General features: G+C 67.3%; 19 protein-coding genes. 6 read left to right on the forward strand and 13 right to left on the reverse strand.

The window, feature by feature from the left end:
* Positions 1-516 precede the first annotated feature (516 nt).
* Genes L942_RS30585 through gatC form a run of 4 tightly spaced genes read right to left on the reverse strand, consistent with a single transcriptional unit; the run spans position 517 to position 4,351 of the window.
* Positions 517-1,035: a hypothetical protein gene (locus L942_RS30585; protein ID WP_037367181.1), complete on the reverse strand. Its 519-nt coding sequence runs from the start codon at positions 1,033-1,035 to the stop codon at positions 517-519.
* Positions 1,036-2,541, reverse strand: coding sequence for an Asp-tRNA(Asn)/Glu-tRNA(Gln) amidotransferase subunit GatB (gene gatB, locus L942_RS30590; protein WP_037367182.1), 1,506 nt, complete (start codon positions 2,539-2,541; stop codon positions 1,036-1,038).
* On the reverse strand, positions 2,538-4,055 hold the full coding sequence (gene gatA / locus L942_RS30595) for an Asp-tRNA(Asn)/Glu-tRNA(Gln) amidotransferase subunit GatA (RefSeq protein ID WP_037367183.1): 1,518 nt from the start codon (positions 4,053-4,055) through the stop codon (positions 2,538-2,540). The genes gatB and gatA overlap by 4 nt, the downstream gene beginning before the upstream one ends.
* Positions 4,052-4,351 (reverse strand): Asp-tRNA(Asn)/Glu-tRNA(Gln) amidotransferase subunit GatC, encoded by a 300-nt coding sequence (gatC, locus tag L942_RS30600; protein WP_037367184.1) that lies wholly within the window; start codon positions 4,349-4,351, stop codon positions 4,052-4,054. Before gatC ends, gatA begins: the two co-directional genes overlap by 4 nt.
* Positions 4,352-4,572: 221 nt before the next feature.
* Between gatC and L942_RS30605 the strand changes: the two genes are divergently transcribed.
* Entirely contained in the window at positions 4,573-5,226 is a 654-nt protein-coding gene (locus tag L942_RS30605; RefSeq protein WP_037367388.1) for an amino acid-binding protein, read from the forward strand.
* Between the two features lie 260 nt (positions 5,227-5,486).
* On the opposite strand, the gene L942_RS30610 is transcribed toward L942_RS30605, so the two are convergent.
* The 6 genes from L942_RS30610 to L942_RS45060 all read right to left on the reverse strand — a co-directional run bounded on the left by L942_RS30610 (position 5,487) and on the right by L942_RS45060 (position 10,821).
* The gene (locus L942_RS30610) at positions 5,487-5,915 is read right to left on the reverse strand and encodes a PASTA domain-containing protein (RefSeq protein ID WP_235079515.1); all 429 of its coding nucleotides are present in this window, start codon (positions 5,913-5,915) and stop codon (positions 5,487-5,489) included.
* A gap of 282 nt (positions 5,916-6,197) precedes the next feature.
* The gene (locus L942_RS30615) at positions 6,198-6,692 is read right to left on the reverse strand and encodes a GNAT family N-acetyltransferase (protein WP_037367185.1); all 495 of its coding nucleotides are present in this window, start codon (positions 6,690-6,692) and stop codon (positions 6,198-6,200) included.
* Positions 6,685-8,844, reverse strand: a complete 2,160-nt coding sequence (gene ligA / locus L942_RS30620; protein ID WP_037367186.1) for an NAD-dependent DNA ligase LigA — start codon at positions 8,842-8,844, stop codon at positions 6,685-6,687. Before ligA ends, L942_RS30615 begins: the two co-directional genes overlap by 8 nt.
* A gap of 11 nt (positions 8,845-8,855) precedes the next feature.
* Positions 8,856-9,566, reverse strand: a complete 711-nt coding sequence (locus tag L942_RS30625) for a hypothetical protein (RefSeq protein ID WP_037367187.1) — start codon at positions 9,564-9,566, stop codon at positions 8,856-8,858.
* A gap of 72 nt (positions 9,567-9,638) precedes the next feature.
* Entirely contained in the window at positions 9,639-10,673 is a 1,035-nt protein-coding gene (locus L942_RS30630; protein ID WP_037367188.1) for a methionine synthase, read from the reverse strand.
* Positions 10,666-10,821 (reverse strand): hypothetical protein, encoded by a 156-nt coding sequence (locus tag L942_RS45060; RefSeq protein ID WP_200862977.1) that lies wholly within the window; start codon positions 10,819-10,821, stop codon positions 10,666-10,668. The genes L942_RS30630 and L942_RS45060 overlap by 8 nt, the downstream gene beginning before the upstream one ends.
* Positions 10,822-10,894: 73 nt before the next feature.
* On the opposite strand from L942_RS45060, the gene L942_RS30635 reads away from it, so the two are divergent.
* From L942_RS30635 to L942_RS30645, 4 genes are all read left to right on the forward strand, one after another.
* On the forward strand, positions 10,895-11,518 hold the full coding sequence (locus L942_RS30635; protein WP_200862978.1) for a hypothetical protein: 624 nt from the start codon (positions 10,895-10,897) through the stop codon (positions 11,516-11,518).
* 104 nt (positions 11,519-11,622) lie between these two features.
* Complete coding sequence (locus L942_RS30640) at positions 11,623-12,666, forward strand: MBL fold metallo-hydrolase (RefSeq protein ID WP_037367190.1); 1,044 nt, start codon at positions 11,623-11,625, stop codon at positions 12,664-12,666.
* Positions 12,667-12,718: 52 nt separating this feature from the next.
* A complete protein-coding gene (locus L942_RS43270) occupies positions 12,719-13,162 on the forward strand; it encodes a GNAT family N-acetyltransferase (RefSeq protein WP_081655309.1) in 444 nt (147 codons plus the stop codon).
* A gap of 150 nt (positions 13,163-13,312) precedes the next feature.
* Positions 13,313-14,590 carry a DUF222 domain-containing protein gene (locus L942_RS30645; RefSeq protein WP_063695822.1) on the forward strand — a complete coding sequence of 426 codons (1,278 nt, stop codon included), beginning with the start codon at positions 13,313-13,315 and terminating at the stop codon, positions 14,588-14,590.
* A gap of 5 nt (positions 14,591-14,595) precedes the next feature.
* On the opposite strand, the gene mnmA is transcribed toward L942_RS30645, so the two are convergent.
* From mnmA to L942_RS30660, 3 genes are all read right to left on the reverse strand, one after another.
* Positions 14,596-15,690 carry a tRNA 2-thiouridine(34) synthase MnmA gene (gene mnmA, locus L942_RS30650; protein WP_037367192.1) on the reverse strand — a complete coding sequence of 365 codons (1,095 nt, stop codon included), beginning with the start codon at positions 15,688-15,690 and terminating at the stop codon, positions 14,596-14,598.
* 3 nt (positions 15,691-15,693) lie between these two features.
* Positions 15,694-16,890 carry a cysteine desulfurase family protein gene (locus L942_RS30655; RefSeq protein ID WP_037367193.1) on the reverse strand — a complete coding sequence of 399 codons (1,197 nt, stop codon included), beginning with the start codon at positions 16,888-16,890 and terminating at the stop codon, positions 15,694-15,696.
* 64 nt (positions 16,891-16,954) lie between these two features.
* Positions 16,955-18,319 (reverse strand): MFS transporter, encoded by a 1,365-nt coding sequence (locus tag L942_RS30660; RefSeq protein ID WP_037367194.1) that lies wholly within the window; start codon positions 18,317-18,319, stop codon positions 16,955-16,957.
* A gap of 406 nt (positions 18,320-18,725) precedes the next feature.
* On the opposite strand from L942_RS30660, the gene L942_RS30665 reads away from it, so the two are divergent.
* Positions 18,726-19,631, forward strand: a complete 906-nt coding sequence (locus L942_RS30665) for an NADP-dependent oxidoreductase (protein WP_037367195.1) — start codon at positions 18,726-18,728, stop codon at positions 19,629-19,631.
* The last annotated feature ends 179 nt before the right edge of the window (positions 19,632-19,810 follow it).

A 19,810-nucleotide genomic window follows, 5' to 3' on the forward strand; every position in this document is an offset into this window, starting at 1 on the left:
ACCAAGTCGCCGCTGAACGGCGAACGCTCACCGAACCGTCCAGCGGCGTCAACCAGGTGCCTCGATGTCGGTACCGCCGCCGACATCGACCTCAAGATCGGTCGCGCCCCATCGCCGTCGCCTCCCAACGGCAACTCCCGCAGGACCCGCCGTTATCGACTCGCCGTCCAGCGGTAAATCTGAATTCCGACGACGACCCGCCTCAAGCATCTTGTCGCCGCTCAACGACGAATCCGCCAAGCCGTTCGCCACCTGATCGCGGCTCGACCACTGTCCCGTGGCGAACCGCTGCTCGACCAAGCAATACCTCGTGGCCGCTCAACGGCGAATCCGCCAAACCCGCAGGTCGGCTGAGAACCTGATCGCCGCCCAATGGCAAATCCGCTCAATGCCGTCCGTCAGCCAGAGGCACCAACAGCAGCGAACCCGAGGAGGCGGGCCAACCGGAAGACTCTCCCCGTCGCCATTGAACGGCGAATGGCCACAAGCTCAGCCAGGAAACACCCGCGTCGCCGTTCAGCGGCGACGACGCGGAGCCCGGCTCTCCGCCCGAGCCGCCCGCATGTCCACGATCGCGAGCACGGCCGACCCGACCGCGAACGCCATCCCCAGGTACCGCCCAATGCCGCCCGAGATCGACACACCCGCGGCGTCCAGGAACGCACGCTGGTCGCTGTCGAACACCCAGTCCAGCGTCGTCCAGCCGATCACCATCAGCAAAACCGTCGTCAGGGCACCCACCAGCCACAGCTGCGGCAGCCCGCTCACCCGTGCCTTGGTGACCTGCCCGAACAACACCACCGCAAGCCCGACCACGGCCAGCAGCAGCGGCGGACCCCATGAGAAGAGATCCGAATGCCACGCCGTACGCACGACGTCGCTATGCGGCAACGTCTTGAACGCGTCGCGGACGTCGGAGGTCGCGGTGTCCGCCGACAACACCGTCCAGGGCAAGGCCGTCGACCCGACCGCGAGCAGCCCGGCCGCCAGGCCGAGCCACTCGCGCCAGGTGACGCGTCGGAGCGAGAAAGCCACTCAGGAACCGACGCGCTCGATGATCAGTTCGCGCACGCGCTTGGCGTCGGCCTGGCCCTTGGTCGCCTTCATGACCGCGCCGACGATCGCGCCCGCCGCGGCGACCTTGCCGCCGCGGATCTTGTCGGCGATGTCCGGCTGCGCGGCCAGGGCCTCGTCGACAGCGGTGAGCAGCGCCGAGTCGTCGGAGACGACCTTCAGACCGCGCTTCTCGACGACCTCGCGCGGCGAACCCTCGCCCGCGAGAACGCCCTGCACGACCTCCTTGGCGAGCTTGTTCGTCAGCTCCCCGGAGGACACGAGCCCGATCACCTCGGCGACCTGCGCCGGCGTGATGGCCAGCTCGGCCAGCTCGACCTCGCGCGTGTTCGCTTCCTGAGCCAGCGTGTTGACCCACCAGCCGCGTGCCTCGTCCGGCGTCGCGCCAGCCTCGACCGTCGCCGCGACGAGGTCGACGGCGCCGACGTTCAGCAGGTCGCGCAGCGCTTCGTCGGAGAGCTTCCACTCTTCCTGGATCCGCTTGCGCCGCTCCCACGGCATCTCCGGCAGCGTCGCGCGCAGTTCCTCGACCCACTCGCGCGACGGCGCGATCGGCACGAGGTCGGGCTCCGGGAAGTACCGGTAATCCTCCGCGGTTTCCTTGGCACGGCCGGACGACGTGGTGCCGTCAGCCTCCTGGAAGTGCCGCGTTTCCTGGCGGATCGACCCGCCTTCGGCGAGAATCGCCGCCTGACGTGTCATCTCGTACCGCACCGCGCGCTCGACACTGCGCAGCGAGTTGACGTTCTTCGTCTCCGTGCGGGTGCCGAATTCCGTGGCGTCCTTGGCCATCAGGGACACGTTCGCATCGCAGCGGAGCGAGCCCTGGTCCATGCGGACGTCGGACACGTCGAGCGCCCGCAGCAGATCGCGCAGCGCGGTGACGTACGCGCGCGCCACCTCAGGCGCCCGCTCGCCGGTGCCGGTGATCGGCTTGGTGACGATCTCGATCAGCGGCACGCCGGCGCGGTTGTAGTCGAGCAGCGAGTGCTCGGCACCGTGGATCCGGCCCGTCGCGCCGCCGACGTGCAGCGACTTGCCGGTGTCCTCCTCCATGTGTGCGCGTTCGATCTCGACGCGCACGACCTCGCCGTCGTCCAGGGTCACGTCGAGGTAGCCGTCGAACGCGATCGGCTCGTCGTACTGCGACGTCTGGAAGTTCTTCGGCATGTCCGGGTAGAAATAGTTCTTCCGGGCGAACCGGCACCACTCCGCGATCTCGCAGTTGAGCGCGAGACCGATCCGGATCGCGCCCTCGACCGCCTTGCCGTTCACGACCGGCAGCGAACCGGGCAGGCCGAGGCAGGTCGGGCAGGTCTTGGTGTTCGGCTCGCCGCCGAACTCGTTGACGCAGCCGCAGAACATCTTCGTGTTCGTGTTGAGCTCGACGTGGACCTCGAGCCCGAGCACGGGGTCGAACCGCTCGATGACCTCGGCGTAGTCCATCAACTCGGCCACGGCAGTCACTTCGTTCCTCCCAGCTCCGGAACCTGGTGCACGAGCGAGCCGCCGGCAGCGGCGTCGCGCGCGGCCTCGTACGCGGCGCCGACGCGGTACAGCCGGTCGTCGGCGAGCGCCGGGGCCATGATCTGCAGGCCGACCGGCAGCCCGTCCTCGTCGGACAGTCCGCTCGGGACGCTCATGGCGGCGTTGCCGGCGAGATTCGACGGGATGGTGCACAGGTCGGCGAGGTACATCGCCATCGGGTCGTCCACGCGCTCGCCCAGCTTGAACGCGGTGGTCGGCGTCGTCGGCGACACGAGTACATCGACCTTCTCGAAGGCCTGCGTGAAGTCGCGCGTGATGAGCGTGCGCACCTTCTGCGCGGAGCCGTAGTACGCGTCGTAGTAGCCCGACGAAAGCGCGTACGTACCGAGCATGATGCGCCGCTTCACTTCGGCGCCGAAGCCCTTCTCGCGGGTCAGCGACATGACTTCTTCGGCGCTGTGCTGCCCGTCGTCCGAGACGCGAAGGCCGTACCGCATCGCGTCGAAGCGCGCGAGGTTCGACGACGCTTCGCTCGGTGCGATCAGGTAGTACGCAGGCAGCGCGTACGTGAAGTGCGGGCACGACACCTCGACCACTTCGGCGCCGAGAGCGCGAAGCTGCTCCACCGCAGCTTCGAACGACCGCAACACGCCCGCCTGGTAACCGTCGCCGCCGAACTCCTTCACGACGCCGACGCGTACGCCGGTCAGGTCGCCCTTCGCGCCTTCGCGCGCCGCGGCGACAACCGGCGGCACCGGTGCGTCGATGGAGGTCGAGTCCATCGGGTCGTGGCCAGCGATCGCTTCGTGCAGCAGTGCGGCGTCAAGCACCGTACGCGCGCACGGCCCGGCCTGGTCGAGCGAAGACGAGAACGCTACGAGCCCGTAGCGCGACACTCCGCCGTACGTCGGCTTCACGCCCACAGTGCCGGTCACAGCGCCGGGCTGACGGATCGAGCCGCCAGTGTCCGTGCCGATCGCGAGAGCCGCCTCGAACGCCGAAATCGCCGCGGACGAGCCACCGCCCGAACCACCCGGGATGCGCGCGTGGTCCCACGGGTTGTGCGTCGGCCCGTACGCCGAGTTCTCCGTCGACGAGCCCATCGCGAACTCGTCCATGTTGGTCTTGCCGAGGATCACGACACCGGCTTCGCGCAGCTTGCGCGTGACCGTCGCGTCGTACGGCGGCAGCCATCCCTCGAGCGTGCGGGACCCGCAGGTCGTCGGCATGCCCTTCGTGGTCAGCACGTCCTTCAGCGCCAGCGGGACGCCCGCCAGCGGCGACGCCGGCTGCTCCCCCGCGGCCAACTGCTCGTCGACCGCCTTGGCCGCGGCGAGCGCGCCTTCCGTGTCGACGTGCAGGAACGCGTGCACGTGGTCGTCCACCGCGGCGATGCGGTCCAGGTGCGCCTGCGCGACCTCGACCGCGGACACCTCGCGCGCGTGGATCTTCGCCGCCAGCTCGGCGGCGGTCAGCTTGACGAGTTCGCTCACTGTTCTTCTCCCAGGATCCGCGGCACCCGGAACCGGCCTTCCTCGGCGGCCGGCGCGGCGGCCAGCGCGTCCTGCTGCGCGAGGCTGGGCCGGACGGTGTCCTCGCGGAAGACGTTCGTCAGCGGCACGGCGTGCGAGGTCGGCGGGACGTCTTCCGCGGCGACTTCGCTGACCTTCGCCACCGAGTCCAGGATCTGGTCGAGCTGGCCGGCGAAAACGTCCAGCTCGTCGTCGGTCACGGCCAGCCTGGCCAGCCTGGCGAGGTGCGCGACCTCGTCTCGGGAAATGTTGGGCACGCGGGTGACTCCCGGGGTGTGCTGTGCGGGTGCTCTCGGAAGCTGCAAGTCTATGGTGACGGCGTCGGACGGTTCGACCGGGTTATCGGGCCGCGGGTGCCGGGCAGGGCGTCCCGCTTGCCGGACGGCGGGCCCCCGCGGGTACCCGGTCTGTCACAATCGGCGCCCGGCAAGCGCGTCCCACGACAGGGCTGGGACGCCTGAGGCGAGAGGGGCGCGTGGTGTCGTTCCTGATCCGGGTCCAGCTACCGGACTCCCCCGGCACGCTCGGCGCGGTCGCGACCGCGCTCGGCACGGTCGGGGCCGACATCCTGAGCGTGGACGTGGTGGAACGCGGCGGCGGGCTCGCGATCGACGACCTGGTGGTCGAACTCCCGTCGGGCCGGCTCCCGGACGCGCTGATCACCGCGGCCGAGAGCGTGGAAGGCGTCGAGGTCGACGCGGTGCGGCCGTACGCGGGCATCCTCGACACCCACCGCGAGCTGGAGCTGGTCGAGGAGATCGCCGCGCAGCCGAAAGCCGGGCTCGACCTGCTCGCCGAAGGTGTGCCGAAGATCATCCGCGCCGGCTGGGCGGTGATCGTCGAACACTCGGAATCAGGGCCCCGGCGCTTGGCCTCGTCGAGCGCCGCTCCGGAGAACCCGTTCACGGACTTGCCGTGGCTGCCGCTGGAACGCGCGACGGTCTTGGACGGCGAGGACTCGTGGGTGCCGGAGACCTGGAAGGAACTCGGCACCGAGCTGGCCGCTACTCCGCTGGGCAAGCCGGGCAAAGCAATGCTCGTCGCGCGGCCGGGCGGGCCTAATTTCCGCGCCGCGGAGGTCGCGCGGCTGGCGCATTTCGCCGGGATCGTCGCGGTGGTTCTGGACGGGTGACCCAAGTCTTGGGTCAGCTGTCCTGAGTGGTGCGAGAGCGGCAGAGCTGAGCGCCTGGCCGCTTCGACGCCTCCGTTGCCGGTAATCGGCCAAAACCGTCGAACGCCGTAGTCAGCACCAGCTCGAAGCTGGCTCGGTCTTCCCTGTGGCGTTCGAGTTCAGTGGCCAGCAGGTGCCCTCAAGTGCGGACAATCTCCCTCACGAAGGTGCCCTTGCCCGCCGACGGCTACCGATACCGCTGACACGCCCGGCCGAGGCAATCAGCACTTGTCGGCATAGAGGGTGATGACCGCGCCAGCCGAAACCACGGTTCCGGGCTTGGGATCCTGACCGGTCTGACACCAATTCCGGTCGATGATCATCGACCGCTTCTTTCCGGACGAATCGACCTCGCGCAGGTTGTACAGCCCAGCGGCCTGCATCGCATCCTGCGCATTCTGGTGATTCATGCCAGACACGTCAGGGACTTTGATCGTCGCGGTCTGCGCAGCACTGACCGGCGCGCTCACGGTCGCTGTCGCGAACTGGGTTGCCGTCGCAGTCACGGTCTCGGTAGTTGTCGAGGTGCCGCCAGGCTGTGGTGCCGCGTCGCACGCAACGGTCAAGAACGCGGCAACGCCAACAATCGGAACGGCAGCTGGAAAGACCTTCGCCATGATCACGCTTCCTCGATCCGAGTCGTACTTCACGCGTGACAGCTGGAGTCGAAGCCAGACATCCACCCGTTACAACGCATACCCGGCCGAAGCTCGCCAAACCGATGCACTGGACCCCACCAGCGACGGCCATGCTCACTCGCGCCCGAAAGACACTCGCCGCCGGAACCGCCAAGGCATCCCTCCGGTCCCCAGCGAGAGTCCGGGACGAGGTTCGCCAAACCGTCGCCACTCAACGGCGAATACAGGCGGCCAACCCCGCCCAACGCTTTCGCCAAAAATCGGCAAATGCGCCTGACCTGCAAGAACGAGACGTCAGAAGCCGTATTCGTAGGCGATCAGGTTGACCCCCGGATGCGGATGCCAGTCCCGTTCGGGCAACCGCCGGAACCCCATCCGCTCGTAGAGCCGGTGCGCCTTCCGCATCACGTCGAGACTGCTCATCACTACCCGGTCGACGCCGAGTTCCCGGCCACGATCCAGCACCGCCTGGGTAAGCGACTCTCCGATCCCTCGCCCGCGCGCCGCTTCCGCGACCGCCAGCATGCGGAACTCCAACTCCCCCGGCCGGGAAATCTCGGCCAGCTCACTCCCCGGCTGAACGATCGCGACCGAACCCAAGACCTCGCCGCCCGGATCGACCGCGACCAGCAGCTCGGCGTGCTCCGCCCTTCCCGCGGCGTCACGAAGTTTCGCCTCGTACGCGGCGTCGACCTCGAAGAACCCCTCGACCCGGTAAGCCTCGACGGTCACCTCTCCGACCGCGTCGAACTCCTCCCGCCGCGCCGGGCGGATCTCTATCTCACTCATCGCCGTCCTCAGACCCCTCGTCCGCACCCGTGTCGAGCGCCAGTTCCGCAGCGGCTTCCGGGCCACGCTCCAGCAACGCGCGGAACCCGTTCTCGTCCAGCACCGGCACCTTCAGCTGCACAGCCTTGTCGTACTTCGAGCCCGGCGAGTCGCCCACCACGACGAACGCCGTCTTCTTCGACACGGATCCCGCGGCCTTCCCACCGCGAGCCATGATGACCTCTTTCGCTTCGTCACGGGAAAACCCGTCGAGCGAACCAGTCACCACGATCGACAGTCCTTCGAGATTCCGCGGGATGGACTCGTCACGCTCCTCCTCCATCCGAACCCCGGACCGTCGCCATTTTTCGACGATTTCCCGATGCCAGTCGACCTCGAACCATTCCTGCACGGCGTGCGCGATGGTCGGGCCGACGCCGTCGACCTCCGCGAGTTCCTCCTCGCTCGCGTCCTGAATCCGTTGCAGCGAACCGAATTCCCGCGCGAGCGCCTGCGCCGCGGTCGGGCCGACATGCCGGATCGACAGAGCGACGATCACCTTCCACAGCGGACGGTCCTTCGCCGAGGCGAGATTCGCCAGGAGCTTCCGCGCGTTCGCCGACAAGTCGCCCGCCTTGGTGCGGAACAACTCCACCTCGGCGAGCGCATCCTCATTCAGGTCGAATACGTCGCCCTCGTCGGCGACCACCCTCGCGTCGAGCAGCGCGACCGCCGCTTCGTACCCGAGCACCTCGATGTCGAACGCACCGCGACCGGCGAGGTGGAACAGCCGTTCCCGCAGCTGCGCGGGGCAAAACCGGGTGTTCGGACACCGGATGTCCTTGTCGCCTTCCTTTTGATAGGCGAGTTTCGTACCGCATTCCGGACATTCGGTGGGCATCACGAATTCACGCTCGTCGCCGGTCCGCGCGTCGACGACGGGACCGAGCACCTCGGGAATCACGTCACCGGCCTTGCGGATCACGATCCGGTCGCCGATCAGCACGCCCTTGCGCTTGACCTCTTCCTGGTTGTGCAGCGTCGCCCGCGCGACCGTCGAGCCCGCGACCTTGACCGGCTCGGTGACGGCGAACGGCGTGACCCGGCCGGTTCGCCCGACGCCCACCTGGATGTCGAGCAGCGTCGTGATCGCTTCTTCCGGCGGATATTTGTATGCGATCGCCCACCGCGGTGCGCGCGACGTGCTGCCGAGGCGGCGCTGCAGGGCGACCTGGTCGACCTTGATCACCACGCCGTCGATCTCGTGCTCGGCGTCGTGCCGATGTTCACCCCAGTAGGCGATGTGCTCGGTGAGTTCCTTGCCGGTCCGCAGCACACGCGTGTGCGGCGACACCGGCAATCCCCAGGCCGCCAGCGCGTCGTAGGCATGCGACTGCGTGACCGGCTCGAAGCCGTCGCGCTTGCCAAGCCCGTGACAGATCAGCCGCAGCCGGCGCTCCCTGGTGATCTTCGGATCCTTTTGCCGCAGCGAGCCAGCAGCTGTGTTGCGCGGGTTCGCGTACGGAGGCTTGCCCGCCTCGACCATTTTCGCGTTGAGTTCGAGGAAGTCCTCGACGCGGAAGTAGACCTCGCCGCGCACCTCGACGAGCTTCGGCACCGGGAACTCCTCGGTGCCGGTGAGCTGGTCCGGCACCTGGTCAAGAGCGCGGATGTTGAGCGTGACGTCCTCGCCCGTACGCCCGTCGCCGCGGGTGAGCCCCCTGGTGAGCTTGCCGTTTTCGTAGAGAAGGTTGATTGCCAGGCCGTCGATCTTCAGCTCGGCCAGGTACTCCGTGGACCCGATCTCCTTCTCGACGCGTTCGACCCAGGCGAGGAACTCCTCGGTGTCGAACACGTTGTCCAGGCTCAGCATGCGCTCGAGGTGGTCGTGCGCGGTGAACTCGGTGGAGAACGTGCCGCCGACGTTCTGGGTCGGCGAATCCGGCGAGACCAGCGCCGGGTACTCGTCCTCGATCTGCTGGAGGTCGTTGAGAAGCGCGTCGAACTGGCCGTCGGAGATGATCGGCGAATCCAGGACGTAGTACCGGAACTGATGGCCGCGAATCTCCTCGGCGAGCGCGCCGTGCCGCTCGCGCACGTCGGCCGGCACGTCGGTCACGTCCTGGGCGGCCTCCGCGGCCACCTGGTCTGGGGGAAGGTCGGTGCTGCTCACAGGTGGTGAGCCTAGCCGGAGGCACCGACACTTTCGTCCGGTTGCTCCGTCAGCCCGCGGACCAGCTCGCGGAACTCCAGCAGATCGATCGTGCCCTCCGGCGCGGCTTCGGCGGTCTCGACCCGGCGAAGGCGCTCGGCGGCGAGCCGCTCGCCCAGCGTCGCGTCGAGCGGCAGGAAGGTCATCGTGGTTCGCGAGTCCTCGTCTAGGTCCGCGAAAGCGGGATGGTGGACCGCGACGTCGACCACGCCCTCGTCCACCTGAGCGACGACCCGGACGTCGGCCAACGAGATCCGGTGCTCGCCCAGGTTCACCGTCACCTCGGTCGGATCCGGGACCGGGGGCACCGAATCGTGGTACTCCCAGATCGTGTCGTCCGGCGGACCGGCCGCTTTCCAGGCGTCGGTGTACGGGCGCAGCTCCGGGTCTTCCTGCCCGCTGACGACCAACGCGTAAATGGCGGTCCGCCCGCGCTCGAGCGAGAAGTGCAGCCGCGGGTGCAGCGATTCGACCAGCACGCACAGGTCGTGCTCGACGCGATGCGGCTCGCCTTCGCCCAGCGCGGCGCTGACCTCGGGCAAGAGGTCGTACCACCCTTCCCAGAACGCAGCTGCCGCAGCAACGGCATCGGACGGCACGTGCTGCTCAGGCCATGGCGTACGGGGATCTGGCGGCGCGGCTTCGGTGTCGGCTTCCGAGCGGCGGCGACGGAACAAACGCATGATTCGGAATTCCCCCGGTTGTTTCTCTACACCAGCCACGGTACGCGGCGCGGCAGCAGCGCGTCCTCGAAATCACCAGTTCTCGGGTGGCTCCACGAACCCTTTGCCCAGGTCGCGACTGAGAGCGAGGGCGCGGCGCATCCACTCGTTCGTGGCACCGGCAAGACCGCACGCGGGCGTCGGAACAGCACGCTCGGCCAGGATCGAACGGTTGAACCCCAGCCGGTCCACGAGTTTGAGCGCCGGCGACGCGAGGTCCTTCAGCCCCGGAGCCGTCGCCGGGTCCGTGGCGGGTACGAGGCCCAAGAAGAACGAAATACCGCTGTCCCAAGCCTCGCCGATTTCGTCCAAGAGCTCCGCGGACGCCCCGGCGAGCATGCTGATGTCGAACGCGATGGCCCCAGCACCCGCGGCGCGGAAGAGGGCGATCGGCGGCCACGGAGCGCAGCAGTGGACGACGACCGGCTGACCGGTCATCGCGCCGATCCGCTCGATGGTCGTCGACAGCAGCTCCCGAACCTCCGGCTCCGGCACTGCCGGGACGTTGCCGTATCCCGACGGGGTCGGCAGTTTTCCGGCGAGAACCGCAGGTAACGACGGCTCGTCGAGTTGCACGATTACTGGCGCGTCGGTCCTCGCGGTCAGCTCCGCGACGTGCTGAGCAAGCCCGTCGAGCAATGAGGCCGTGTAGTCCCGCAGCGCCCCGCGATCGGTGAACACCCGATGCCCGCGCGCAAGCTCGATCCCCGCGCCGAGTGTCCAGGGCCCGGCGACCTGGGTCTTGAGCACGGTCGGTGCACCGGTGTTCTCGCGGGCGGCTTGGACGGCGTCGAGGTCCCACTGAAGCAGGTCACGCCCGCGACGATGGTCGTGACCAGGCCGCCCGGCGACGCGATAGCCGCTGGGCACGACCTCGATCGCGAGGTCCACCAGCAACGCCGCGGTGCGGCCGATCAGGTCGGCGCCGACGCCGCGAGCCGGCAATTCGGGCACGTACGGGAAGCCGGGAAGCTCTCCGAACACCACGGCTGCGGCCTCGACGGGATCGGTCCCCGGCATGGACCCGATTCCGGTCGCCGCGCCCGCGGGCCAAGGTCGTTCATTCACAGGCCGGATTGTCGCGGAACGGGCGGCCGCCGTCCGCACCGCCCCTGTGGACAAGCTTCACCCGACCGCGCGGCAATAGCCGGACATTCGCCGCATATCCCTTTGCCTGCACCGAATTCGCGGCCACCGCGTTAGTCTGGATCGTCATGACCAGCTCCGCCCCGCCACCGCCCGGCAAAACACCCGGTGACGCATCCGCCCGGGAGCCGCGGCGGGGCAGCATGCCCGGAACACCGGGCCGCCGGGCGTCAAGCCGCTCCTTTGAGCGGACTCTCTTCACTGAGCCGGTCCTTTACGTCGGCCGGGAGGCGAAGCCGACCGCCGTCGGCGACGAGTACGGCGTATTCGACCGCCACGGTTTCCACATTGGCGGGGTCTCCGTCACAACGCCCAGTTTTCTGCGCAGAGTCATTCAGCTTCTGTGGAAATCGGACCAGTACGTCAGCCGCAGGTTCGAGGTCCGGGACGCGAACCAGAGCACTGTCCTCAAAGTCGAGAAGCCCTCGAAGGACCGGTTGGCCCGCTTCGTGGTCACTCGCGCGGACGGGACGCCGATCGGCGAAATCATCCCGACCGAGGCAGGCCGCGTCCGGTTCACCCTGCGCGCCGAAGGCAAGACGATCGCGACCGTCGTCGCCAGCGGCCGGCAACGATGGGAAGTCACGGTCGAGGACCCCGCCGGCGCCGAGGTCGCCCACGTCGCCCACCCGTCGCCGGAGTTCTCGCCGATCAGCGGCAACGCCTGCCGGGTAGAGATCCCGTTGCAGGTCCCCGAGCCGCTGGCCAGCATGCTCATCGCGACAACGTTGACTATCGACGTCGCACTCACCGCGCAACGCGGCTGACCACGTGACCGGCGTCTCAGCCCCGCCAGGTGGACAGCGACCGGAATACGGCCCAATGTAAGGAAAGTCCGGGACGCCGAGGTCCCGCCTGGACGGAGGTCGCCGTGGAGCCGTTGCCCGAAGGCAGTAATCCGAACTGGGCCGATCCCGGGGTCTACGAAGTGGCCACGGGCGTCTACCGGATCCCCTTGCCGTTGCCGAGCGACGCCCTGCGCGCGGTCAACGTCTACGCCGTCACCGACGGCACGAACCTCGTGCTCGTCGATTCGGGATGGGCGCTCGACGAATCCCGCCAGTTACTGGCCGACGCGCTCAAGGCGATCGACGCTGAACTCGGTGACGTCCGCGAGTTCCTCATCACCCATGTCCACCGCGACCACTACACGCAGGCGGTCGCGCTTCGGCGCGAGTTCGGCAACCGGATCGCCCTCGGCAAGCTCGAGCAGCCGTCGCTCGACGCGAGCGCCAACCCAGACCAGTTCCCCATGCAAGCGCAGCTCGACCTCCTTCGCCTCAGCGGCGGGCAAGAGGTCATCACCGCGCTCAGCAAGCTGTTCGGCTCGGAGCCTCGCCACCCGGAGGCGAATCTTTGGGAAGAGCCGGACGAATGGCTGACGCCTGGCCGGCGAGCGGTGTTGCCCGACCGTGAGTTCGACGTGGTCCACACCCCAGGACATACCAACGGCCACGTGGTTTTCGTCGACGGCGCAGCCGACCTGTTGTTCTCCGGCGACCACGTGCTCCCGCACATCACTCCGTCGATCGGCTTCCAGCCGGTTCCGGCCGAGTTGCCGCTGAACGACTATCTCGACTCCCTTCGCCTGGTTCGTGGCATGCCCGACCGGCGCATGTTGCCGGCACACGGTCCAGTCACCGACAGCGCGCACGCCCGTATCGACGAACTTCTCGAACACCACCGGCAACGTCTCGAAACGATGGCGGCTCAAATCGAAGCCGGAGCGAGCACCGCTTTCGAGGCCGCCAACCGCCTCGGCTGGACGCGCCGCGGCCGCAAGCTGTCCGAAATGGACGCGTTCAATCAGATGCTCGCCGTCCTCGAGACCGGGGCGCACCTGGACCTGCTGGTCTCGCAGAACAAGCTCGCAGCCGAAGACATCGACGGCGTTCGCCGCTACAAGACCGCGTAGCGCCCAGCCGTCCATCACTCCCTCGATGGAATACTGATTCGCCGTGCCTCCTATCACTGTGAGACGTGCTCGCGCCGACGATGTCGAGGCGATCGTCCAAATGCTCGCGGACGACCAACTGGGAGCAACCCGCGACTCGCCAGCCGACCTTGAGCCCTACCTTCAAGCGTTCAAAACCATTGCGGCAGACCCGAATCAGCTGCTGGTCGTCGCAACGGCAAACGACCGACCCCTAGCCACGCTTCAGCTGACGATCATCCCCGGCCTCGCACGGCGTGGTGCCCTTCGCGGGCAAATCGAAGCTGTGCGTGTCCACCGTGATCACCGGGGCTCAGGCATGGGCGCACAACTCGTGCAGTGGGCCATCGACGAATCGCGACGACGCGGCTGCAACCTAGTCCAACTCACGTCGGATACAACGAGGACGGCAGCGCACCGCTTCTACGAACGACTGGGCTTCGTCGCCAGCCACACGGGTTTCAAGCTGCATCTCTGATCACCCCCTCCACACAGCTTCAGCTTTCCGCGCTCGGTCGCCCAGCTTTCACCGTGCCAGAGTTGCGACGCAGAAGACAAGAGATTGCACGAGGGGTCCCTTCGTGCAATTTAGCTGACTGTGCTCGAATCAATGCGTATCGTGACCATCATGAGCAAGTCGACTGCCCCGGCGGGCACCGCCAGCCAGACCAACAACACCAAGACCGAAACCGCGGACCTCGCCTTCCTGCTTCGCGCCATGCACGCGAATCTCAGCCTCTTCGATCGGCTGCAACCAGACCAGCTGATGGCGGCAGTGAAGGACGCGAACCGTCAGATCGCGCGCTTGCAAGCGCTGCAGCTCCACTGCATGGCAGGCCTGCGAAGACGAAGATCAGACCCGCAAGAGCTCGCCTGCGAGCTCGCGATCGCGTTGCATATCACCGATACTCGCGCGGGAGCGATGATCGCCGCCGCCGAAGCTTTGGCCCAGCGCCTGCCTCGAACATTTCGGCTGATGGACCAAGGCAAGTTCGACCTCTATCGCGCCATGAGGGTCACGGACGGAACCAGCCAGCTGTCCGACCGCCACGCACGGATGGTCGACTACCTGCTCGAACACCGGTTGGAAGACAAGAACCCAACCCAAGTCCGCAAGGCGACCGCTTACGCCGCAACGAAAATCGACCCGGACGGCGCAATGAACCGGCTGGCTCAGCGGAAATCTGAACGTCGCGTCGCCCTGCAGCACCAGAACGAAGGCATCTCGCGGATCTCCGTCGACAACGTTTCGACGGACAAAGCTACCGCGGCCTACCTCCGCGTCGACAAGATCGCACGATCGCTCAAGACGGGCGACGAGAAGCGAACTCTCGACCAGCTGCGCGCTGACGTCGCGATCGACCTGCTGCTCAGCGGCAAGGGCGGCGTTCCAGAGAAAACCGAGGTATACCTCTATGTCGATCTGAAGACATACCTCGGCCTCAATGACAATCCCGCCGAATTGGCTGGCCACGGGCATATCCCGGCCGAACTAGCACGCCACATCGCCACTGGTCCCGACACGGTCGTTCGTCGAGTCATCACCGACCCGCTGACCGGGCAGGTGATCGAGGTCGGCAAGTTCCGGTATCGGCCAACCATCGATGTCGAAGAGTTCGTGCGGGTCCGCGACCGCGAGTGCCGACAGCCCGGCTGCCCGCGGCCCGCGCAAAACTGCTTCGCGGAACCGACCACTCCTGACTCCGCGGACGCCGACTCGACGTTGAGCTACTGCATACGCCACCGGCGGCTCAAGAACCGAGCCGACTGGAGTTACGAGGTCATGCAGGACGGCAAGCTGATCGTCACCACACCGACTGGCGAGAAGGCTGAAAGCGCGCCACCGCCGCTGCACGACCCCCAACCCACACCAGAACAGCCTGAAGAGGAACGCCTGGGCGCATAAGGAGATCAGCGCGTGCCGGAGATCTTGGCGCTGCCGAGCACGAGGTCGCCAGCATCATCGTCTCGCCGATAAAGGACAACTACCTGGCCGGGGGCCACGCCGCGCAACGACTCGCGCAGTTGGATGGAGACTCGCCCGTCTTCATCCACTTCGGCGACCGCATCGGCAATGCCCCCGTGAGCGCGAACCTGAACAGTGCACTCGGTCGGCCCGTCCAAGGCTCGCCCGCTCGGCCAGATGGCCCGGTCCGCTTCGATGGCCTGGACGCCGAGGTCCGCCGACGAGCCGACCTTCACCGTGCCCGAAACAGGTTCGAGCGAAAGGACGTACCGCGGTCGCCCGTCAGCGGCCGGCGCGTCGATGCCGAGACCCTTCCGCTGGCCCACGGTGAATCCGTGGACGCCGGTGTGACGCCCGAGCACTGCACCAGTCTCTGCATCGACGAGTTCGCCCGGACGCTCGCCCAACCGCTTCTCCAAGAACTTCTTGGTGTCGCCGTCCGGGATGAAGCAGATGTCGTGACTGTCCGGCTTCCGCGCGACGGAAAGCCCGCGCCGCTCCGCCTCCGCGCGCACATCCGACTTCCACGAATCGCCCAGCGGAAACATCGCATGACGCAACTGCTCTGGCTGCAATGAAGCCAGCACATACGACTGGTCCTTGCCCTCGTCCGCGCTCCGGCGAAGTTCCAACTCGCCGTCCACAGTCGCGAGCCGCGCATAGTGGCCGGTCGCAACGGCGTCGAAGCCGAGAGCGAGTGCCTTCTCGAGCAGAGCCTCGAACTTGATCTTCTCGTTGCAGGTCACGCAAGGGTTCGGCGTGCGCCCGGCGGCGTATTCGCCAACGAAGGTCTCGACGACCTCCTCAGTGAAGCGCTCCGCGAAATCCCAGATGTAGAAGGGGATGCCGAGAATGTCCGCGGCCCGGCGGGCGTCGTGCGAGTCCTCAATCGTGCAGCAGCCGCGGGAACCTGTCCGCAGCGTGCCAGGTTGGGCCGAAAGCGCCAGGTGCACTCCGACGACGTCGTGGCCGGCGTCCACTGCGCGCGCAGCGGCGACGGCCGAATCGACTCCTCCGCTCATTGCGGCCAGTACCCGCATTGCTTACACCTCTTGCTTCTGGGTCTGCTTGCGCATGCCGGCGAGACCGGCCTGTCGGGCGCGGGTGACGACGCCACCGATCTCGCGTGCCAGGGTGTGCACATCGTCCAGTGTTGACGTGTGGCCAAGCGAGAACCGGAGCGAACCGCGCGCTGCGGCGGCGTCTGCCCCCATTGCCAGGAGGACGTGACTTGGCTGCGCGACACCCGCCGTGCACGCCGAGCCGGTCGAGCACTCGATGCCTTTGGCGTCCAAGAGCATCAGCAGGCTGTCGCCCGCACAGCCGGGGAAAGTGAAGTGAGCGTGGCTCGGCAGACGCTCTCCGTCGCGACCATTCAGGATCGCGTCTGGGACCTCGCGAAGGACCGCAGCGACGAGTTCGTCGCGCAGCTTCTCGACGCGGTCGGCGTACTCCGCGCGTCCGCTGATGGCCGCCTGCACCGCAGCGGCGAAACCGGCGATCGCCGGGACGTCGAGAGTGCCCGAGCGAACGCTGCGTTCCTGGCCACCGCCGTGGAGGACCGGGACGCAGGAGGTGTCGCGGTCAAGAAGAAGCGCGCCCACACCGTACGGACCGCCAAGCTTATGACCGGTCAGCGTAAGTGCGGCTGCGCCGGAGGCGGTGAAGTCGACGGGAACTGCGCCGACCGCCTGGACGGCGTCGGTGTGCAGGGGAACCCCGTATTCGTTGCAGACCTCAGCGAGCGTGGCGATCGGGTTGACAGTGCCGACCTCGTTGTTCGCCCACATCACAGTCGCCAAGGCGACAGTCTCCGGTGCCGCATCAATCGCGGCGCGCAGCGTTTCCGGCGATACTCGGCCCTGGTCGTCGACTTCGAGCCAGGTGATTTCGGCTCCGGAGTGCTGCTCCAGCCACTCCACCGTGTCGAGGACGGCGTGATGCTCGACCGTGCTGCAAAGGATGCGCCGCCGAGCCGAGTCCTCGCCGTGGCGGGCCCAAAAGATGCCCTTGACCGCGAGGTTGTCACTCTCCGTACCGCCGCCGGTGAAGATAACTTCCGATGGTCGCGCGCCCAAAGCAGCGGCGATCACTTCGCGCGCTTCCTCGACGGCACGCCGAGCTCGCCGACCCGAAGAATGCAACGCGGAAGCGTTGCCCACGGTGGACAAAGCCTCAGTCATCGCCGCAATGGCTTCGGGCAGCATCGGTGTCGTTGCCGCATGGTCGAGATAGGTCATCGCTCTATCAGGGTAGACCGATGCGGCCTGTGACGAAGCTCGCCCCAGGCCGCGGAGTGGCACGTCACACCTGTTTCGGCCACCTGCTCGTGAGTCGGACGCCGAGCAGCGCCAGCAGGACGAGGGCGATACTGAGCAGTCCCATCGCGGCGGAAGGATGAGCCGCCGACGCAACGGCGGCCAGAAGCACCCCGCCGAGGCCGATGAGCAGCGCTGATCCGACCCAGTCGGCGAGCTGCATGGCGGATGTGTTGAACCCGCGCTCCCCCTCCGGCGAGTAGCGCAGCAGGAGGACCGAGATGGCGGGCATCGCGATTCCCATCCCCGCGCCGCCGACCGCGCAGACCACGAAGGCCACCCAGGCCGGGAACCACGGTTGCGCGACAAAACCGAAGCCGACCAGCCCGACGGCGACGAGCGCGAAGCCAGTCCGCAGCGATGCCTCGCGGGACCAGTCGAGGAACCGGCCTTGGAGCGCTGAGGCGGCGGACCAGCCGAGCGCCGTGATGGTCAGCGGCAGACCGGCGAGCGCGGGGCTGTAACCGTGGACGGCGGTCATGGTCAACGGGAGGTACGCCTCCATGCCCGCATATGCGCCGGCGATCAGGGCTCGGGAGGCGACCACCGTCGGCAGACCAGGACGAGAGGTCATGGTTCCGGTGGGCAGGAGCTTGCGCAGTGCGACGGCCAGTGCGACAAGGCCCGAAGCCCCGTATGCGACCGCGGCAGGCGACGGGTGCTGCGCGGCCCAGCTCAGGGCAGCGACTCCGAGAGCAGCCACCACAGCAGCGATCACCCCCGCGCGGCGGCTAGCCGGCAGCAGTGCATGGGCTGGCAAGCGGCGAGTGATCTTGTAAAGGAGAACCATGCCGACCCCGACCAGCGGAAGCAGCCCGAGGAAGACCCATCGCCAGCCCACGGTCACCGTCACCACACCGGCGACAGAGGGGCCGATGACCGCCGGGAGCACCCAAGCGGCCGCGTTGGCCGCATAGATGACGGGACGTTCGCGGTCGGTGAACGTCAGGGCGATCAGCAGCGAGACGGACACCAGGAGAAAGCCCGAGCCGAAGCCCTGCAGTGCGCGGCCGACCAGAAGCATCGGCATCGTGGTGGCAATGCCGGCGACAGCTAGTCCTGCGGCAAACAGCGCCGGCCCGACCAGGAGTGCCGGTGCTGGACCTCGACGGTCGCCCAGTCGTCCGGACAAGACCGTGGCGACCACGCTGGCCACCAGGAACGTGGTGAACGGCCAGGAGTAGAGCGCGAGACCGTGAAGTTCGGCGACCAGCGTCGGCATCGCGGTGGCGACGCCCATGTTTTCGAAGGCCACCAGCGTGACCACAAGGAGCAGGCCGACGGTGACAAGGCGGTGTTCGCGACTCCAGAGGACGCTCTTTCGAGGCTGCGCTTCGACGGTCTGGCTCATGATCGCGAGCTTGCAACCTCCAGCGCTCTGGAGGTCAAGTCGTCCGCTGGCCTTTCGGAGTGAACGGTAGGGCGTCTCATCGGGGTCGAAATCGAGACCTCGGGTTGGCGTTGCGCGGCTGAGGCCGGATCTGAGAAGGCTCGTGGATGCCAAGCCAAGGGCAAACGCGGGCGCTCGACTCAAGACGTCGATGTCGCGGGCTGCGTCGCAGCGCTCGGCTAGACCGACGGTTCGGGCTCTTGCGGCGGCGGGCAGCACTGTCTAGGTCACCGGGTTGGGTGGTCGAGGGCGACACAGTGCGCGGTGTTGCCGCTGACTGGCGAATCGAGCGCGCGGTTCGGAATGCGCTGGATGCTGGTTGGCTTTAAGTAGGACGTACAGCGACCGAAGGAGAGTGCGAACCGAGATGCGAGCCATCACTTTCGCCGAGTACGGCGGGCCCGAAGTGCTGCGACTGGAAGACGTTCCGGCACCGGAGCCTGGCCCAGGGCAGGTCCGGGTCGCAGTCCGGCGCGCCGGCGTCAACCCGATCGACTGGAAGATTCGTTCGGGGGCGATGGCCGGAGGCGCGGCGCTCGAAGGCCCGCGGATTCCGGGACTGGAGATCGCCGGCGTCGTCGACGCAGTGGGCGACGGCGCTGAATTCGGCGTCGGAGATGAGGTGTTCGGCTGGTCGGCGACCGGCGCGTACGCGGAGTACGCGCTCGGTGGAGCGATCGTGCGCAAGCCGGCCGATCTCTCCTGGGATGACGCGGCGGCGTTGCCGGTTGCTGGCGAAACTGCGCTGCGTGTGTTGCGACTGCTCGACGTCAAGGCTGGCGAACTACTGGTGGTCCACGGAGCGAGTGGCGCTGTCGGTCGTTTCGCGACACAGATCGCGGTCGCACTGGGTGCGACGGTGATCGGAACGGCTGGACAACACAATCTCGATGAGGTGAAAGCGCTCGGTGCGATTCCGGTGCGTTACGGCGACGGGTGGCTCGAGCGGGTACGCGAAGTCGCGGACCGACCGGTCGATGCGGTGTTCGACGCGTCCGGCCATGGCGTTTTGCCGGAATCGGTCGAGCTGCGCGGCTCGAAGGAGCGGATCGTGACCATTGCCGATGGTGCCGCGTTCCAGCTCGGGTTGCCGTTCTCGTCTGGCGGACAGGATGGGCAGACACAAGAGGTGCTCAACGAGATCCTCGGATACGTACGCAATGGACTGCGGATTGCGCAGGGGAATACGTTTCCGTTGGAGGAAGCGGCAGCCGCGCAGGAAGAGAGCCAGAACGGGCACCCTGGCGGGAAGCTGACTATTGCCGTTTCCTGACCACGGTCTTCGGTTAGGCTCGACAACGGATGCAGCTCGGACGACGTGACACATCGATGTCGTCATTGTGCGGCGACCTCGGCGAGTGAGCTGTTGCCGCACAGTGGCGAATGGCTAAGCGACGGACGCGCAGATGCGCAGAAGCAGGCGACTGTCGCCACTCAGCGGCGACAAATATG

Source organism: Amycolatopsis orientalis DSM 43388 (assembly GCF_000411975.1).
Taxonomy (GTDB): domain Bacteria; phylum Actinomycetota; class Actinomycetes; order Mycobacteriales; family Pseudonocardiaceae; genus Amycolatopsis; species Amycolatopsis orientalis_D.

What these genes read in the sequence shown, in the direction of transcription:
- L942_RS30635 (WP_200862978.1), top strand. Translation starts at nt 10,895, where the DNA reads ATGCCCGGAACACCGGGCCGCCGGGCGTCAAGCCGCTCCTTTGAGCGG.
- L942_RS30625 (WP_037367187.1), bottom strand. Translation starts at nt 9,566, where the DNA reads ATGCGTTTGTTCCGTCGCCGCCGCTCGGAAGCCGACACCGAAGCCGCG.
- L942_RS30615 (WP_037367185.1), bottom strand. Translation starts at nt 6,692, where the DNA reads ATGAGTGAGATAGAGATCCGCCCGGCGCGGCGGGAGGAGTTCGACGCG.
- mnmA (WP_037367192.1), bottom strand. Translation starts at nt 15,690, where the DNA reads ATGCGGGTACTGGCCGCAATGAGCGGAGGAGTCGATTCGGCCGTCGCC.
- L942_RS30660 (WP_037367194.1), bottom strand. Translation starts at nt 18,319, where the DNA reads ATGAGCCAGACCGTCGAAGCGCAGCCTCGAAAGAGCGTCCTCTGGAGT.
- L942_RS45060 (WP_200862977.1), bottom strand. Translation starts at nt 10,821, where the DNA reads ATGACGATCCAGACTAACGCGGTGGCCGCGAATTCGGTGCAGGCAAAG.
- L942_RS30665 (WP_037367195.1), top strand. Translation starts at nt 18,726, where the DNA reads ATGCGAGCCATCACTTTCGCCGAGTACGGCGGGCCCGAAGTGCTGCGA.
- L942_RS30655 (WP_037367193.1), bottom strand. Translation starts at nt 16,890, where the DNA reads ATGACCTATCTCGACCATGCGGCAACGACACCGATGCTGCCCGAAGCC.
- L942_RS30645 (WP_063695822.1), top strand. Translation starts at nt 13,313, where the DNA reads ATGAGCAAGTCGACTGCCCCGGCGGGCACCGCCAGCCAGACCAACAAC.